A 16,813-nucleotide genomic window follows, 5' to 3' on the forward strand; every position below is an offset into this window, starting at 1 on the left:
GGAGGAAATTCAACCGGGTAAAACCTTGCTCAATGCCTCGTCAAGACTCTTCGCCACCTGTGCCGCCTCCGGCCGGGCCGCACCCGTCGGCCGGGGGCCGCACAGGGCGTCCAGTTCGGTGATGAGGGTCTGGGTGACGGCGCCGTACAGGGGCGTGCGGGGGCGCTGTACGGCCTCGCTCAGGGCGGGCAGCAGGATGTCGCGGGAGTAGCTGACGCCGTCGGCGAGCCGGTCCGGGGCCTTGACCTCGGCGCTCTCGCCGGTGGGGGACGGCGAGGCGCTCCCGGAGTACGCCGAGGCGTGCCGGCACTCGGGGGTGCTGCCGGGACTCTGGTAGGCGGAGACGCGGGTCGGGGCGAACCCGGCGCGCAGCAGGCAGCGTTCACTGTCCGGGTCGGTCAGGAACGCGATCAGCTCGGCGGCCTTCGCGGCCCGCTGCTCGGAGGTGGAGGAGGTGACGGCCAGGTTCTGCCCGCCGAGCACGGCCTTGCCGGGCAGCCTGGTCACACCGAGTTTCCCCTTGAACGTCTCGTACAGGGCCGGGTAGACGTACGGCCAGTGACGCAGGAAGGTCGTGCGGCCCTCCGCGAAGGCGCTGAGCGATTCGGCCTCGCGGGAGCCGGAGGCCTCCGCGAGCATGTACGACGACGCCGTGCGCTCCCGCAGTTCGCTCACCGCGGCCGTCAGCTGCTCCTCGTCGGCGGTGTACCGGCCGTCCTGGTCGGTCAGCGCGAAGCCCGGGACGGCCGAGGCGAACGCCTCGATCGCGTTGACCGTACGGCCCTCGTAGGCGGCGAGCTGCGTGGTCCACCCCTCCTGATAATCCCGGGGCTTCGGCCGGTCGTTGACCGCGTCGATCAGTTCCCTCAGGTCGCCCCAGGTCACGCCGCGGCCCAGTTCGGTCCGGGCGGTGCCGGCCTCCCGCAGGTGGTCCTTGCGGTAGTACAGCAGGCCGACATCGCTGTTGAAGGGGACCGCGTACCGCTCGCCGTCCCAGAACGACGTGCTGTCGACGGACGGGATGAGGTCGCCGGGCGACTTCACCGCCGCGCCGGTCAGCGGGCGGATCAGCCCGGCGGCGGCGAACTCCGGGATCCAGGTCACGTCCAGGTTCACCACGTCGTACTCGGCGCCCCCCGACTGGAGCGCGCCGAGCAGCTGGCTGCGCTGCTGGTCGGCGGAGCCGGGGAGCTCCACCAGGCGGGCCCGGTAGCCGCCTTCGCCCTCCTTCTCGTTCCAGGCGTCGATGAGCTGCTGACGGATGCCGTTCTTGCCGGTGACGTCCTGGCCGCTGGCCACCACGATCCGCGGCGGTCCGGCGGCGCCCTGCGGCTGCTCCCCCGCCTCCTTGCCGGTGCAGGCGGTGAGCGCGAGCAGGGACAGCAGCGACAGTGCGGCAGCCGTCAGGCGAGCGGCTGCCGTCGGGCGGCGTGCCATCATTCCTCCCCCGATCCGACATGGGCGACCTCGTCGTGCAGTGCGGGTACGAGGTCGTCCCCGGTGTCCAGGCAGCGGCCCCGGCCGGCCTCGGCGATGCCCGTGGCGGGGCGGCCCTGGTCGCAGCCCGAGCTGCTCAGGGACACCATGGCGACCGGGACACCCGCGCCGCCGGCCCGTTCGAGGACCTCCTCGAGGGCCTTGCCGGTCAGGCGGCCGTCGTCCTCGCCGTCGGTGAGGTAGACGATCAGCTGCGGCCGGTCGTCGCCGGTGCCGCGCTCCCGCATGAAGGCCAGGGCGTCCAGCAGGGCGCCGTGCGGATCGGCCTCCGCGTCCCGCACCTCGGCGGAATCCAGGCGGTCTTCGGCGTCGGAGCGCTTGTGCGTGCCGAATTTCAGCAGTTCGGTGTGCGTACGGTCGCCGGTGCCGTGCACCGCCCACACCCCGTACTCGTCCTCCCCGCCGAGCCCGGGCAGGGTCTGCTTCAGGATGCCCGGGCCGCCGCTGGGGCCGTCCCACCGGCCCGCCATCGAGCCGGAGCTGTCGAGGAGGTACAGGACCCGGCCGGGCCCGTGCGCGTTGCCGTAGCGCACCAGTGTCCGTTCCATGTCCACGGGGTCGGCGGCCTTCGCCGGGCGGACCGACTCGGTGAGGCCCTTGGGAACCGGCTCCGTGTCGAGCAGGTCGCGCTCACCGGTCGCGGACCGGAAGCCGTGTCCGCCGAGCACCGTCCGGCCGTCCTGCCCGGTCAGCCAGGTGTGGAAGCGGTCCACGGCGTCGTCCCGCGCGTCGGCGTCCCGGTCACCACCCTCCCAGCGCACCCGCACGAACGCCGGTTCCAGGCCGGGCACGTCGTCGGGGTAGGCGGCGACGCGCGGAGCGCGGGTGGCACGGTGGCAGCCGATGCCGCTCTTCAGCAGGAACTCCGGGACCAGCGCCGCGCTGCGGTCGTCCACGGCGTCGTCGGCGGGCAGCGTGCACAGCAGCCGCGCGGCCGAGGGCTCGGGCCGCCCGACCCGGGCGAGACTCTGCTCGGCACCGCGCGCGTCGGCGTCGTCGTACAGTCCCGTCGTGGCCAGCAGCGCCGAGCCCGTGAACTCCGGGTCGGGGCGGTGCAGTTCGACCTCGCTGTCGACCCGATCGAGGGCGGTGAGCAGCCGGGACAGTGGCTGCCCGGTGGGTTCGAGGCCCGCGCCGAGTTTCTTCGGTACGGCCAGCACGACCGGCGAGTACGCGATCGGCTCGGCCTCCGGCTCCAGCAGGGCGAAGACCCGGTCCTCCTGGGCCGCGGCATCGGTGACCCGGTCGACGTCGGCGCGGGTGGCGGGAATCCACACGTCCGGCTGCGGGCCGATGTCCCGCTGCGGGTTCTCGTCCTCCCGGGGCTGCTGCCAGGCGTCGGTCCGCTCGCCCAAGGCGGTCACCACGGCTGCGGCACCCGCGCTGTTGACCGTGATGCCGCTGCGTCGGCAGCCGTGGGCGGTGGTGTTGGCGTCCGACGTGACGTAGTCGTCCGCGGCCGCCCGCATCGCCGGCTCCAGGTCGGGGTCGACGAGGACGCGCAGTTCCAGGGACGGTACGCAGGGGCCCGAGTCGCCGGTCAGGGCCAGGATGCCGTAACCGCCCGCACCGGTGGCGAGCACGGCGAGCAGAGCCGCCAGCGCGGTACGGCCGGACCGGCCGACGGCCTTGCGGGCGCGGTCGAGCAGATCCTGGAGCCGGGCGAACCAGGGAGGCCGCGGGTCGCCCGGGGGAGAGGGCGGGGGCACCTCGGGGCCGGCCGCCAGCAGCACGTCCGCTTCCCGGTCCCAGGGGGGAGCCAGTGCCTGCGGACGCTGCGGATCTTCGTCCTCCGCCTTGTACTTCGCCGCGGCCATCCGCTCTTTCACCGCGGTGTACAGATCGGAGAGCCACACGTCGCCGCCCTCGTCGAGGACGCGCGTGAGTTCGCGGGTGAACGGTGTCGCCACGTCGGCGTCCCCGCCCAGGATGCAGCGGTTGGGCTGCACGCTCATCAGCAGCAGGATCTTGTGCTTCTTGCGCTTCGGATCGTCGAAGCGGTGCCAGATGCCCGCGGCGTTGCCCGCGTAGCAGCAGTCGAGGATCACCACCACCTGCTCGGCGTTGCTCTCGGCGAGCTCGCCCAGCACCTGGCTGAAACTCACCGAGCCGGGCAGCCCGTGGCCCGTGAGCACCCGCGCGGTGCGCATCTGGAGGTGCAGCTCGTTGCCGGAGGTGGAGGTGACGGCGTGCCCGGCGAAGTAGAGCAGCAGCAGCCCCCTGGCCTCACGGCAGGCGCGGCGCAGCGCCCCCGTGAAGTCGTCCGGGGCCGGCGAGGCCAGGGTCCGCACCTCGCCCGTGCCGAACACCCCGCCCCGGTGCAGCGCGTCCTCGAGAGTCGTCCGGTTGTGCCGCACGGCCGGGAGCTGACCGTTGACGCCCTGGGGATCCGGTGCCGTGTGGTCGTACTCGGACACACCGGCCAGCAACGCCCGGTTCGCCTTGCCGCGCGGGTCGAAGCGGCTCACCGGCCTACTCCCCGTCGGGGTCCAGTGGGCGGATCTGCGGATCGGGATCGCCGCCCTGGAGCCTGCGGCGGTTGTTCGTCCAGGTCTTCACCGCGCGGGCGGTGTACTCGGTCAGTGCCGCGACCGTGACGACGTCACCGATAATTCTCAGCACGAGTTCGAGGTCGGGCCCGAGCCGCCCCCTGGTCCCGTCCGTGCCGGTCCGCTCCTCGATGCGCAGGTGCCGCCCGGAGAGCAGTTCCTCCAGCGGCTCCTCGCGCTCCAGCCACGTCTTCAGAGCTCTGACATCATCCACGGTCGCGCCGGCGCCCAGCCGGACGCGCACGCCTAAGACAGCCACTTCGTCCCCCTCTGTCATGCCCGACATCATGACACCGGGTCGGGCCCCGGCGGCAGACCTGTGACGTGACCCGCGCAAGCGATTGCACGCCCCCTTCACGCCACGCGCACACGGCGCACGCGGCTCAGGGGCCCTCAGCCCTGGGTCTGCAACTGCCTCAACTGCCGCTGCACATGGTCCAGTGCGCCTTCGCGCCGCCCCGGCACCCGCCCGCGCAACGCGGCCAGCGCGGCGCCCAGTTCGCGGGCGGGGGCGGTGTCGCGGACCTGGCCCCACTGGTGGTGTGCCCGGTCCACGGCGGCCTCGACGGCGGGGGCGTCCGGTGCCTGCCCGGCGTTCAGGCGGGCGGTGGCGATCATCAGCCAGGTGCGGCAGCTGCGCGCGGCGTCCCCGGCGAACATCGCCAGGTCGGCGCGTACTTCGGCCCAGTGCAGGGCCTCTTCGGACGCGGGCCCGTGCGCGGTGACGGCGATCCGCTCGTGCCGGGCGGCGAGTGCGTCGGCGTCGGCGTGCCGGCCGGACTGGACGGCGGCGGTGATGGCGGCGTGCGGGTCCCCGGCCGTCGGGCCGGGCGCGCTCAGCACCAGGTCCGTGCCCGCGCTCTCCGGCGCGATCCGGGCCAGCGCCTGCTGGTGCAACTGCTCGACCGGCGGCCGGAACCCGCTGCGCAGGATCGTCGCGACGGCCTTCATGTACGTGGGTTGCGCGACCGTGCGTCTGGACGGCGGTGGCGCGATGCGACCGTGAACGGCGTTGCCGCGGCCCGAGTCCAGCGGGGTGCCGCGCAGCAGCTCCCAGGTCTCGGCGTCGGCGTGCAGGTCGAGCAGGAGGGTCGTGGCGCCGGCGGGCCTGAGCCGCAGTTCCTCCCGGAACCAGTGCCATGGGAAGGCGGTGTAGCGGGCGGTGGAGGCGGTGGTGCGGGCCAGCGCCAGGTGGGGCAGGCGCTGGCGGCGGTCGAGCTGGAGCTGGCCGGTGACGTACACGGTGAGCGGGCCGGGGGCCGCGGCGGCGGCGCGGAGCCGGGTGAGGACGGCCTGCGGCTCCAGCGGGTCGGCGAGTTCGACGACGTTCGCGGTGTCGGTGCCGGCCAGCACGGCGGGCGCCACGGCGGCGAGGACGGGGAGTACGGAGGCGGCGTCCACCAGGCGCCCCTTGCCGACCGGCGAGGCCGCCAGCAGCAGCACGGTTCCGGGCATCGCCCCACCCCCTGTGTCGATCACGTACGTCAGCACCGTAACCGCTGCGGCTGCGACGGTGGGTGCCAGGACCGCAAACGTCCGCCTTCGGGGGCTTCGCCCCCCGGTCTCCGCGGACGGCGAACACGGTCGTGTCATCGGCGAGGTGCCCGCCGCCGTGCCGCGGTGTGCCGTCCGTCACCGGCAGCAGCGTCTCGTCACCGGCGATCCGTCAGCGCCGGATCTCCGGCGGTCCGGGCGCGAGGTCACCCGGCAGCTGGGCGGCATGACGGCCCCGGCCGACAGGGTGCGCAACGAGCGGGCCGTGCTCCCTGCGGTGCCGGCTCACGGCCCCGGCGGGACACGGGGCGGCACCGGCCGCATCCCCTTCCCGCCGCTCCGCCGACTTGCCAGGGGCTGCCCGCCGGTGTGCCCTGGATCCAGGGGCAGGGACAGAGAGGAGAGCTGTCATGGCTCATGCGGCACCCGCCTCACCCAAGATGATCACGCGGCGGCGCAGGCCCGATGTCTTCAGTGCCCGGACCCACGCCGCCGCGCAGGTCGCACTGCCCGTCGTGCTCGGGCTGGTCTACGGCTTCTGGGCCGCGGCCAACCAGCGTCACGGCGGACCCATCACGGGCTGGAACCTGCTGTTCGGCTTCGTCACGGCGCTCGTGTTCGCCGTGGTGTTCGCCGCCCTGTGGCGACTGGCCCCGCGGCTGCCGCGCGAACTGCACGCGCTGAGCTGGTTCGCCTTCACGGGCTGTGCGATCGGCTTCCTGTACAGCCAGACCGGTGCGTCCGTGTTCAGCTCCAGCGGCCTGGGGCTGCTGGTGGGAGCCGGCGTCCTCGCCATGGTGTTCTACCGCTACTACACGCGCGAGGACGCCGCCGGTCAGCGCGTCGACTGACGGGGCCGGGACACCCGTTCGGGGGAGCCGCGCTCGCGGAACGGGCCCGGGGCGCCTTGCCTGGAAGAGTGTCCGAGCACGACCGGGCGCCCGTACCCGAGAAGGCGCCCCGACGATCACGGAACGTCCTGTCGGCCGTTCTGCTCCTCCTGGCGTGCCTGCTCGTGCCGTTCGGGGCGCTCGCCTCCTGGGCGGCCCACGGGCTCACCGACACCGGCCGCTACGTCCGGACGATGGCGCCACTCGCCGCCGACCCGGGCGTGCGGCGCGCGGTCGCGGACGCCGTCGGCGACGGCGTCCTGCGGGAGGCCGGGCGCTCGGCCGACACCGGCCCGCTGCGCGGGGCGGTCGGGCCCTTCGTGCACGACGCGGCGCGTTCCTTCACCCGCACCGAGGCGTACCGCACGGCCTGGGACGCGGCGAACCGGGCCGTGCACGACGCGGTCCTGCGCGCCCTGCGCGACGACACCACCCGCGGGGCCCCGGTCACCGTGGACCCCGCCCCCGTCATCACCCGCGTCAAACAGCAACTCTCCGAAGACCACGTGCCGTTCGCCCACCGCATCCCGGTCACGCACACGCGGATCCCGGTGCTCCCGGCCGAGGACGTGGACCGACTGCGCAAGGGGTACCACGTGCTGGACACCGCCGCCTTCGGGCTGCCGCTCGCCGCCGCCGTCCTCGCGGTCGCCGGGATCCTCGTCGCCGTGCGCCGCCGCCACGCCGTCACCGCCCTCGGCCTGGGCACGGCCCTGGGCGGCGCGCTGCTGGTCCTCGCCGTCGCGATCGGCCGCCGCCTCACCCTCGCCGACCTGCCCGACGCCCTTCACCGCCCCGCTGCCGGAGCGGTCTACGACGCCCTCACGGCCACCCTGCGCACGGTGTCCTGGCTCCTGTGCCTGCTGGGACTGGCGGTGGCGGCCGGCGCCTGGCTCACGGGCCGGTACGGTCCCCGGCTCGCCGCGCGGCGATCTGCGCGAGTGTCCGCAGGGCCCGTCGCAGATGCGCCTCCGGAGCCGACGCGAGCCCGAGCCTGACGGCGTCGGGCGTGTGCCCGGGGGCGACGGCGAAGGCGGGGCCGGGCGTGACGGCGATGCCGTGCGCGGCGGCGGCGGCCGTGAAGGTGTCCGCGCGCCACGGGGCGGGCAGCTCCCACCAGGCGAAGCAGGAACCCGGGTCGGACCGTACGGCGAAGCCCGCGAGTTCCTCGGCGAGGATCCGCTGCCGCCGTACCGCGTCCGCCCGCTTGGCCTGCACCAGCCGGGCCACCGTCCCCTCCGCGGCCCACCGTACGGCCGCCTCCAGCGCGAACCGCCCCGCGCTCCAGCCGCCCGAGCGCACGGCGTCGGCCACGGCGGCGACCCGGTGCGGCGGCACGACGAGGAACCCGGCGGTGAGCCCGGGGGCGACCCGTTTGGAGAGCCCGTCGACGACGTGGGTGAGGGCCGGGGCGTGCACGGCGAGCGGATCACCGGGCTCCCGGAGGAAGGACCAGATCCGGTCCTCCACCACCGGCAGGTTCAGGTCGTGGACCAGCTGGGCGAGTTGCAGCAGCCGTGGCCGGCTCGTCGTCAGGGACGTCGGGTTGTGCAGCGTCGGCTGCACGTAGAGGGCGGACAGCGGCGCCGAACGGTGCGCGGCCGCCACCGCCTCCGGGAGCAGCCCGGCCGCGTCCCCGGCCAGCGGCACCAGCGTGCAGCCGAGCCGCGCCGCGATGTCCTTGACCAGCGGATACGTCAGGTGCTCCACGCCCACCCGGCCGCCCGGCCGGACCAGTGAGGCGAGGACGGCGGCGATGGCCTGCCGGGCGTTGCCGGTGAACAGCAGCCGTTCGGGGGCGGGGCGCCAGCCCGGGGTGGTGAGCAGGGTGGCCGCGGCCTCCCGCGCGGCCTCGGTGCCGGTGGCGGCCGCCGGTAACAGCGCCTCGGCCAGCACGTCGGGGCGCAGCAGCGGCGCGAGAACGGGGGCGAGCAGCTCCGCCTGGCCGGGCGCGGCGGGGTAGTTGAGCTCCAGGTTGACGGGGGTGACGGCCGGACCGGGCTCGATGAGCGCCTGCCCCACCGGCCCGGCCGGCGCGGCCCGTACGAAGGTGCCGCGCCCGACCTCCCCGACGACCAGCCCGCGCCGCACGAGTTCGCCGTACACCCGCCCCGCCGTCGACGGGGCGAGGCCCCGGCGCCGCGCGAACGCCCGCTGCGGCGGCAGCCGTTGTCCGGGCCGCAGCCGCCCGGTGGCGATGTCGTCGGCGATGCGGTCGGCGATACGCCGGTAGTCACTCATCGGCCGGACTCCCTTGGATTGCACCGAGAGCAAAGATCTTATTGCACCGAGTAGTCGAGCCGCCTAGGGTCGACGCCATGGCACCCTTCCTCGCATACGAGGACAAAGACCCCGACACCGATCGGGTACCCCTGGTCCTCGTTCACGGCCACCCCTTCGACCGCACGATGTGGGCACCGCAGCTCGACAGGTTCCCGGGTACCCGCCGCGTCATCGCCCCCGACCTGCGCGGCTACGGCGCCTCCCCCACGGCCCCGGCCGTCACGGACTTCTCCGGATTCGCCCGGGACATCGAGGCCCTGCTGGACGAGCTCGAGGTGGAGTCCTTCGTCCTCGCGGGCCTGTCGATGGGCGGGCAGATCGTCATGGACTGCTACCGCCTGTTCCCCGAGCGCGTGCGCGGCCTGGTCCTCGCGGACACCTTCCCGTCGGCGGAGACCCCCGACGGCGTGCGCGCCCGTGACGCCATGGCGGACCGTCTCCTCGCGGAGGGCATGCGCGGCTACGCCGACGAGGTCCTGGAGCGGATGGTCGCCCCGCACGCGCCCGCCGAGGTCAAGGCGCACGTCCACGGCATGATGACCGCCACCGCCCCCGAGGGCGCCGCCGCCGCCCTGCGCGCCCGCGCCCGGCGCCCCGACTACCGCGCCCTGCTGCGCCGCGTCTCCGTGCCGGCCCTGGTCGTCGTGGGAGCCGACGACACCTTCACGCCGGTCTCCGACGCCCGGGCCATGCACGCGGCCCTCCCGGACGCGGCACTGCACATCATCGAGGGCGCGGCCCACATGCCGAACCTGGAACGCCCGGAGGAGTTCGACCAGGCGCTGGAGGAACTGCTGGCCCGGGTCGATGCCCGGCAACCTTCCCCCGCCCCACCCCGTCTTTGAGGGAGGATTCGGGCATCCCACCCCGCGAACGGAAGGCCGGGCCTTGGACACCGCCGCTGCCGAGTGGACCACCAGGGGCGACGGGCGCGAGCACCGTCCGCCCGGACGGCGGCCCGGCGCCCGGTGCGCCGGACTGCTGTTCGCCGGGGTGAGCGTGATCGTCGGCTTCCGGGCCGCCGACAGCGACGGCATCACCCCCGTCCCGCAGCTCCTCGCCTTCCTCCCCTGGCTGCTCGCCCCCACCGCCGTGGCGCTGCTGCTCACCCTGCTGTCCCGCTGGTGGCCCGGGACGTTCTGGGGCGTCGTCCTGCTGGGCCTGCTGGCCTGGTACATCGAGCCGTACGGCAAGGTCGGCGATCCCACGGGCCGCCCGGTCGCCGCGCTGCGCGTGCTGACCTCCAACGTCGAGTTCGGCCAGGGCACCGGCTCCCTGATCAACGCCGTGCGCCGGGAGAAACCGGACATCGTCTTCGTGGAGGAGTGCGACTTCGGGTGCGACGCGCTGCTGAAGCGGGACCTCTCCCAGGACTACCCGCACCGCCGGGCCGTGGAGGGCGGCGGCTCCGAGGGCTCCGTCATCCTCAGCCGCTTCCCGCTCCGGCCCACCGAGGGCGTGCGCGGCACGATGGGCATGCCCGGGGCGGTCGCCGACGTGGACGGGCACGCCGTAAAGCTGCAACTCGCCCACCCCATGCCCCCGCTGCCCGGCCAGGTGGACCTCTGGCGCCGGGAACTCGACGCCCTGCGCGACGCGGCCACCGCCGACCCGGACACCCCCCTCGTCCTGGCCGGCGACTTCAACGCCTCCCAGGACCACGCGGTCTTCCGCCGCATCCTCGACACCGGCCTGCGCGACGCCTCCCGCCTGGACGGCGCCGACCGCACGGCCACCTGGCCGGCACAGACCGCCCCCACGCTCGGCGTGCAGATCGACCACGTCCTGGTGTCGGAGGATTTCGGCGCGAGCCGCACCCGCATCCTGGACCTGGCCGACACCGACCACCGCGCGGTCGTCACGGACCTGACGCTGCACGAGGACCGCTGACCACTGACCACTGCGCGTACCGGGAACGGGCCGCAGCGGGAACGGCCGGCACCCGGTGGCCCTCTCGGACCGCCGGGCCCAGCCCTCCCCCCTACCGCCGGTACCGACCGGCTCAGACGCCGATGTCACACCCGTCGGCACGCCACACGGCCACGACGGCCGGCCGGACGTACGTCCCGGGCCCGTCGGGCCAGGTGCTGGCGGGCTTCTCCACGGACGCGCCGTCGATCTCGCCCGGGTGCTGCACGGCGACCAGCACGCGCCGGTCCTGGATGATCGGGCCGCAGGTCTCGGCCCCCTTCGGCACGGTCAGGAACTGCTTGAGCTCACCGCGCCGCTCACCCCGGGTCGCCACTCCGAACAGGCCGTCGTGCGAGCCGAGCTGGGCGCCGTCGGTGGAGATCCACAGGTTGCCGTAGGGGTCGAAGGCGACGTTGTCCGGGCAGGAGATCGGGCTGACGGCGTCCTTCGGGAACCCGGCGAAGTACGTCGCCGGGTCCTCCGGGTCCCCGGCGACGAGGAACAGCGACCAGGCGAAGCGGGTGCTCTCGGGCCGGTTCCACCGCTCGGTGAGCTCCAGCACGTGCCCGTGCTTGTTGGCGTGGCGCGGGTTGGCCTCGTCGGCCTTGGCATTGCCGCCCACACCACGGTTGGTGTTGTTGGTCAGCGCGACGTACACCTTGCCGGTCACCGGGCTGGGCTCGATGTCCTCGGGCCGGTCCATCTTGGTGGCGCCCACCTTGTCACCGGCGAGCCGCGTGAAGACGAACACCTCCTCGGCGCTCATCCCCTCCACGTGCGAGACGGCGCCCTTCGCGGTGGCGGTGGCCAGCGGGATCCACTCACCGCTGCCGTCGAACTCGCCGTCCTCCGGCAGCTTGCCCGTGCCGTCGATCTCGAGGGCGGGGGAGTCACCGGTGAGCTTGGCGACGTACAGCGTGCCCTCGTCGAGCAGGGAGAGATTGTGCTCCCGCACGGAACGCGACGGCCCGTGCCGCATCCGCTTGCTGCCGACGAACTTGTAGAAGTAGTCGAACCGCTCGTCGTCACCGGAGTACACGACCGGCCGCCCGTCGTGCGTCAGCCGCACCGTGGCGGCCTCGTGCTTGAACCGCCCGAGAGCGGTGTGCTTGCGGGGCGTGGAGGTGGGGTCGTACGGATCGAACTCCACCACGTACCCGAACCGGTGCACCTCGTTCGGCTCCCGGGCGACGTCGAACCGCTGGTCGAACCTCTCCCACTTGCGCTCGGTGGCGCCGGTGCCGATCCCGTAGCGCTTGTCGGTCGCCCGGACGCCGTTGGCGAAGTACTGGTTGAAGTTCTCCTCGCCGTGCAGGGTCGTGCCCCACGGGGTGACACCGCCGGAGCAGTTGTTGAGGGTGCCGAGCACCTTGGTGCCGGTGGGGTCGGCGGAGGTCTTCACGAGCTCGGACCCGGCGACGGGCCCGGTGAGCCGGAACTCGGTGGTGGCGGTGACGCGCCGGTTCAGCTGATGCCGGGACACCGCGGTGAGCTTCCCGCTCTTGCGGTCCCCCTCCACCACGACGGCGGACAGCCCGTGCGCGGCCCAGGCGATCTCGGCCTGCTCACGGGTCGGATCGGCGGCGTCGTAGCCGCGGAACATAAGAATTTCGTCGGTGTACTCGTGATTGGCGACGAGGAGCTGCCTGTTCCGCTCACCGGGCAGGGGGAGCAGGGCGAGGAAGTCGCAGTTGTACCCGAACTGCCCGGCCTGGGCCTTGGCGGTCTGCTTCTCCGGGTCGAAGGCGGGGGCACCGCGCAGGATGGGCTCGCCCCAGCGGATGACGACGTTCTGCCGGTAGCCCTCCGGCACGGTCACGGCGTCGGCGGTGTTGGGCGCGACGGACGCGAAGCGCAGCCCGCGCGCGCCCTTGTTCTTACGCCGGGCGGCCTCGGAGGGGGCGCCGGCCGGTACGGCACCGGCCTGCGGAGCCTGCCCGACACCCACGGCACCGGCGCCCGCGGCGGCCACGGTCACCACGGCCGCGGCACGCATCATCGACCGGCGGCTGAGCGCACCGGCGATCACGTCACCGACGTACTCGTTGGAGCTGGTGTTGGGCACCTCGTGGAAGCAGGCGTCACCACACCGGAAACGACAGGTCATGGCGGACCGGCCGCCGGGGTGCGAACCGGACGGCGTTCCGATCAACGGCAACAGCTTGCGCACTTTACTCTCCCCATGGATGCCCTTGGTGTCAGCGTGACCGTAGGGGCACATACGTGCGGTAGCCGGGCGCCCTGGTGAACAAGGGATGAACCCATGGCTGCCGTACGGGGGTTGCGGCGATTAAGCCCGGTGTCACCCGCACCGGCCGGATGTCCTCTTGACAGGGTGGACCTGGCACAACAGACCCTGCCCAAGATCACTCAGGAGGGCCGCTAACCTTACGTGTCCGTCCTGGCCAGGGATTGACGGGCTTCAACTCACGCGAAGGGTTGCGCGCACATGGGCATTCTCACTCGGTTGCGGAACGCGTTCGGACGATCCCGCAAGACACAAACCGCCGAGGCGGAGAGTGCGGCGCAGACCACGCCGACGGAACCGACGACCTCCGAGGACACTCCGACAGCACCCGCGGCGACCCCCAAGGTCCCGTCCCCCTCCCCGGAACCCACTCCGGGGCCGACGGCGAACGTCCCCGAACCGCGCGACGACGAACACGACCTCGTGTCGGCGGCCTTCGACAAGGTCGCAGTCCCGCGCCCCGCCGGCTCGACGGAGGACGCACCGACCGAGGAGAAGGCGCCGGCTGCCGAGGGACGGAAGGTCGCCGAGGAGCCGACGGTTGAGGAGAAGCCGGACGCTGTCGCGGAGCCGGCGACCGTCGAGAAGGCGGCTGCTGCCGAGGAACCGACGGTTGAGGAAAAGCCGGACACTGTCGCGGAGCCGGCGACCGTCGAGAAGGCGGCTGCCGCCGAGGGCCCGGAGACTCCGGAGTCGGCTGCCGCGGAGCAGGCGACGGAGGCGAAGGTGGAGGCGGCTCCGGTGGAGACGCCGGTCGCCGAGGAGCCGACGGTGACGGACGAGGCCACGGCGGAGAAGCCGGAGCCGGGCGAGGAGACGGTCGAGCAGGAGAAGTCGACCGCGGCGGCCGAGACGACCGAGAAGCCGGAGGCCGGCCCGGCGAACGAGGAGCGCCCCGAGCCCGCGCCCCCGACGGATCCGAAGGCCGAGGCAGAGCCCGAGGCCGCCAAGAAGACGGCCGAGCCGAAGGCCGCCGCGAAGACCAAGGCCACGAAGGCAGCCGAGCCGAAGGCCGAGGCCGAGGCCGCACAGAAGACGGCCGAGCCGAAGACCGCCGCACAGGCCAAGGCCACGAAGGCAGCCGAGCCGAAGGCCGAGGCCGAGGCCGCACAGAAGACGGCCGAGCCGAAGGCCGCAGCCGAGGCGGCCGCCCTCGAACCTGCGGCCGCCGACGGCGACGCGGCCCCACAGGGGCCACCCGCACCCGAAGACGAAAGCAGCACGGGTGGTGCGGGTGGGAACAAGACGGCCGAAGGCGAAGCCGAGGCCAAGCCGAAGCGGAAGGCCGCACCGAAGGCTAAGGCCGAGGCCGACGCCGACGCCGACGCCGAGTCGAAGCCCGACACCGAGCCGAAGCCCGACACCGGCCCCGCCCTCCCCCTCACTCGCGTCAAGACCCGCGCCCCCGGCCTCACCACCGCCTACAAGGCCGCCACGACCGCCCTCGAGACCAACAACCTCACCGGCACCCGGGCCAAGGTCTACCTCGTCCTCGACCGCTCCGCGTCCATGCGCCCGTACTACAAGGACGGCTCCGCCCAGGCCCTCGCCGAGCAGACCCTCGCCCTCGCGGCCCACCTCGACCCCGAGGCGACCGTCCCGGTCGTCTTCTTCTCCACCGAACTCGACGGCACCGGCGAGATCACCCTCACGGACCACGAGAACAAGATCGACGACCTGCACGCGAGCCTCGGCCGCATGGGCCGCACCAGCTACCACGTAGCGGTGGAAGCCGTCCTCGCCCACCACGACAAGACGGCGGCAGCCCCCGGCACCCCCGCCCTGGTGGTCTTCCAGACCGACGGCGCCCCCGACGCGAAGACCCCCGCCACCCAGGCCCTCACCGACGCCGCCGAGACCCACCCCGCCGTCTTCTTCTCCTTCGTCGCCTTCGGAGACCCGGAGAACAAGGCCTTCGACTACCTCCGCAAGCTCAAGACCCCCAACACGTCCCACTTCCTCGCCGGCGAGACCCCCCGCGAGCTCACGGACAAGGAGCTCTACGAGGGCGTACTGGCGAACTGGCGCCCGTAACCCTCCCCGGCCTCCCTACGCCGCCCGCTTCCCACCCCGTAAAAGGGGAGGCGGGCGGCGTACCCGTGTCAGCTACGATTTCAAGGTTCGTAGACGACCCCGACCACGAGATCGTCACCCCACGTAGCGACTTGGGAGCAGCCCGCGATGGCTCGACACCTCATCACCAGCGCCCTTCCGTACATCAACGGGATCAAGCACCTGGGCAACATGGTGGGGTCCATGCTCCCGGCGGATGTCTACTCCCGCTATCTGCGCCAGCGGGGCCATGAGGTCCTGTACATCTGCGCGACGGACGAGCACGGCACCCCCGCGGAGCTCGCCGCCAAGGAGCAGGGCGTGCCCGTGGACGAGTTCTGCACCGAGGCGCACCACCAGCAGAAGGCCATCTACGACGGCTTCAACCTGGCCTTCGACTACTTCGGCCGCAGTTCCTCCCCGCAGAACCACGAGATCACGCAGGAGATCGCCCGCGAGCTGAAGGCGAACGGCTTCATCGAGGAGCGCGCGATCCGCCAGGTGTACTCGAACGCCGACGGCCGCTTCCTGCCCGACCGCTACATCATCGGCACCTGCCCGCACTGCGGCTACGACAAGGCCCGCGGCGACCAGTGCGAGAACTGCACGCGCGTCCTGGACCCGACGGACCTGATCGACGCCCGCTCCGCGATCAGCGGCAGCAGCGACCTGGAGATCCGCGAGACCAAGCACCTGTTCCTCCTCCAGTCGGCGCTGGCCGGCGAGGTCGAGGCATGGGTCGACGAGCGCGCCGACAACTGGCCGGTGCTGGCCTCCTCCATCGCCCGCAAGTGGCTCACGGAGGGCCTGCACGACCGCGCGATCACCCGTGACCTGGACTGGGGCGTGCCGGTCCCCGCCGACACCTGGCCGGACCTCGCCGCGGAGGGCAAGGTCTTCTACGTCTGGTTCGACGCCCCGATCGAGTACATCGGCGCGACGAAGGAGTGGGCGGACCAGGACCCGGAGAACCGCGACTGGCGCTCCTGGTGGTGGAAGTCGGACGCGAGCGTCCACTACACGCAGTTCATGGGCAAGGACAACGTCCCCTTCCACAGCGTGATGTTCCCGGCGACCCTGCTGGGCACCCGCGCCCCGTGGAAGAAGGTCGACGTCATCAAGGCCTTCAACTGGCTGAACTACTACGGCGGCAAGTTCTCCACGTCCCAGCGCCGGGGCGTCTTCACGCACGACGCCCTCGACATCCTGCCCGCCGACTACTGGCGCTACTTCATGATGGCGAACGCCCCCGAGTCGGACGACTCGTCCTTCACCTGGGAGCACTTCACCGCCACGGTGAACAAGGACCTTGCCGACACCCTCGGCAACTTCGTCAACCGCGTCCTGTCCTTCTCCAAGAAGCGCTTCGGCGAAGAGGTCCCGGCAGGCGCCGAGCCCGGCGAGGCGGAGGCGAAGCTGGGTGAGGAGATCGCCCGGCTGCTCGCGGAGTACGAGTCCCAGATGGAGGCCATCCAGTTCCGCAAGGCGGCGGCCGCGCTGCGCGCCCTGTGGTCGGCGGGCAACTCCTACCTGGAGGAGAAGGCCCCCTGGCTGGAGATCAAGACCAACCCCGAGGGCGCCGCGCTCACCCTGCGCACGGCGATGAACCTGATCCACCTGTACGCCGTGGTCTCGGAGCCGTTCATCCCGGCGTCGGCGCAGAAGATGCGCGAGGCGTTCTCCCTGGAGCACGACACCGCGGTCTGGGTCACGCAGGACCAGGCACGCTCCCTGACCGCGGTCCCCGCCGGCACCCCCTTCACCATCCCGCCGGTCCTGTTCGCCAAGCTCACGGACGACGACCTGGAGTCGTACAAGGAACGCTTCGGCGGCGAGTCCGCCTGACCCGCGCCGCACACCCGCCCCTGGGAGGATCGCTTCCCGGGGGC

Annotated in this window: 12 protein-coding genes; 6 read left to right on the forward strand and 6 right to left on the reverse strand. The window is 72.9% G+C overall.

Annotated features, from left to right (window positions below; translation table 11 throughout):
- Positions 1 to 9: 9 nt before the first annotated feature.
- The 4 genes from IO24_RS0119800 to IO24_RS0119815 all read right to left on the reverse strand — a co-directional run bounded on the left by IO24_RS0119800 (position 10) and on the right by IO24_RS0119815 (position 5,501).
- Positions 10 to 1,440 (reverse strand): extracellular solute-binding protein, encoded by a 1,431-nt coding sequence (locus IO24_RS0119800; RefSeq protein ID WP_341866244.1) that lies wholly within the window; start codon positions 1,438 to 1,440, stop codon positions 10 to 12.
- Positions 1,437 to 3,965 (reverse strand): VWA domain-containing protein, encoded by a 2,529-nt coding sequence (locus IO24_RS0119805; RefSeq protein WP_031137459.1) that lies wholly within the window; start codon positions 3,963 to 3,965, stop codon positions 1,437 to 1,439. The genes IO24_RS0119800 and IO24_RS0119805 overlap by 4 nt, the downstream gene beginning before the upstream one ends.
- A gap of 4 nt (positions 3,966 to 3,969) precedes the next feature.
- The gene (locus IO24_RS0119810; protein ID WP_234335183.1) at positions 3,970 to 4,305 is read right to left on the reverse strand and encodes a hypothetical protein; all 336 of its coding nucleotides are present in this window, start codon (positions 4,303 to 4,305) and stop codon (positions 3,970 to 3,972) included.
- Between the two features lie 134 nt (positions 4,306 to 4,439).
- The gene (locus tag IO24_RS0119815; protein ID WP_031137462.1) at positions 4,440 to 5,501 is read right to left on the reverse strand and encodes a serine/threonine-protein kinase; all 1,062 of its coding nucleotides are present in this window, start codon (positions 5,499 to 5,501) and stop codon (positions 4,440 to 4,442) included.
- Positions 5,502 to 5,950: 449 nt separating this feature from the next.
- Here IO24_RS0119815 and IO24_RS0119820 point away from each other — a divergent pair, with 449 nt between their 5' ends.
- Both IO24_RS0119820 and IO24_RS0119825 read left to right on the forward strand, forming a co-directional pair.
- Positions 5,951 to 6,391, forward strand: coding sequence for a hypothetical protein (locus tag IO24_RS0119820; protein WP_031137463.1), 441 nt, complete (start codon positions 5,951 to 5,953; stop codon positions 6,389 to 6,391).
- 68 nt (positions 6,392 to 6,459) lie between these two features.
- Positions 6,460 to 7,428: a hypothetical protein gene (locus tag IO24_RS0119825; RefSeq protein ID WP_045296005.1), complete on the forward strand. Its 969-nt coding sequence runs from the start codon at positions 6,460 to 6,462 to the stop codon at positions 7,426 to 7,428.
- On the opposite strand, the gene IO24_RS0119830 is transcribed toward IO24_RS0119825, so the two are convergent.
- Positions 7,325 to 8,671 carry an aminotransferase-like domain-containing protein gene (locus tag IO24_RS0119830; RefSeq protein ID WP_031137466.1) on the reverse strand — a complete coding sequence of 449 codons (1,347 nt, stop codon included), beginning with the start codon at positions 8,669 to 8,671 and terminating at the stop codon, positions 7,325 to 7,327. The genes IO24_RS0119825 and IO24_RS0119830 overlap by 104 nt on opposite strands.
- Positions 8,672 to 8,748: 77 nt before the next feature.
- Between IO24_RS0119830 and IO24_RS0119835 the strand changes: the two genes are divergently transcribed.
- Together IO24_RS0119835 and IO24_RS0119840 are read left to right on the forward strand one after the other, a co-directional pair.
- Positions 8,749 to 9,558, forward strand: a complete 810-nt coding sequence (locus tag IO24_RS0119835) for an alpha/beta fold hydrolase (RefSeq protein ID WP_031137467.1) — start codon at positions 8,749 to 8,751, stop codon at positions 9,556 to 9,558.
- A gap of 43 nt (positions 9,559 to 9,601) precedes the next feature.
- Positions 9,602 to 10,603 carry an endonuclease/exonuclease/phosphatase family protein gene (locus IO24_RS0119840; RefSeq protein ID WP_031137469.1) on the forward strand — a complete coding sequence of 334 codons (1,002 nt, stop codon included), beginning with the start codon at positions 9,602 to 9,604 and terminating at the stop codon, positions 10,601 to 10,603.
- A gap of 112 nt (positions 10,604 to 10,715) precedes the next feature.
- Here the strand turns inward: IO24_RS0119840 and IO24_RS0119845 are convergent, their stop codons facing one another.
- Positions 10,716 to 12,794: a PhoX family protein gene (locus IO24_RS0119845; protein WP_031137470.1), complete on the reverse strand. Its 2,079-nt coding sequence runs from the start codon at positions 12,792 to 12,794 to the stop codon at positions 10,716 to 10,718.
- Positions 12,795 to 13,073: 279 nt separating this feature from the next.
- On the opposite strand from IO24_RS0119845, the gene IO24_RS0119850 reads away from it, so the two are divergent.
- Both IO24_RS0119850 and metG read left to right on the forward strand, forming a co-directional pair.
- Positions 13,074 to 14,906: a VWA domain-containing protein gene (locus IO24_RS0119850; protein WP_031137472.1), complete on the forward strand. Its 1,833-nt coding sequence runs from the start codon at positions 13,074 to 13,076 to the stop codon at positions 14,904 to 14,906.
- Positions 14,907 to 15,053: 147 nt separating this feature from the next.
- Positions 15,054 to 16,769 (forward strand): methionine--tRNA ligase, encoded by a 1,716-nt coding sequence (metG, locus tag IO24_RS0119855; RefSeq protein ID WP_031137473.1) that lies wholly within the window; start codon positions 15,054 to 15,056, stop codon positions 16,767 to 16,769.
- The last annotated feature ends 44 nt before the right edge of the window (positions 16,770 to 16,813 follow it).

Source organism: Streptomyces flavovariabilis (assembly GCF_000725785.1).
Lineage (GTDB): Bacteria > Actinomycetota > Actinomycetes > Streptomycetales > Streptomycetaceae > Streptomyces > Streptomyces hawaiiensis.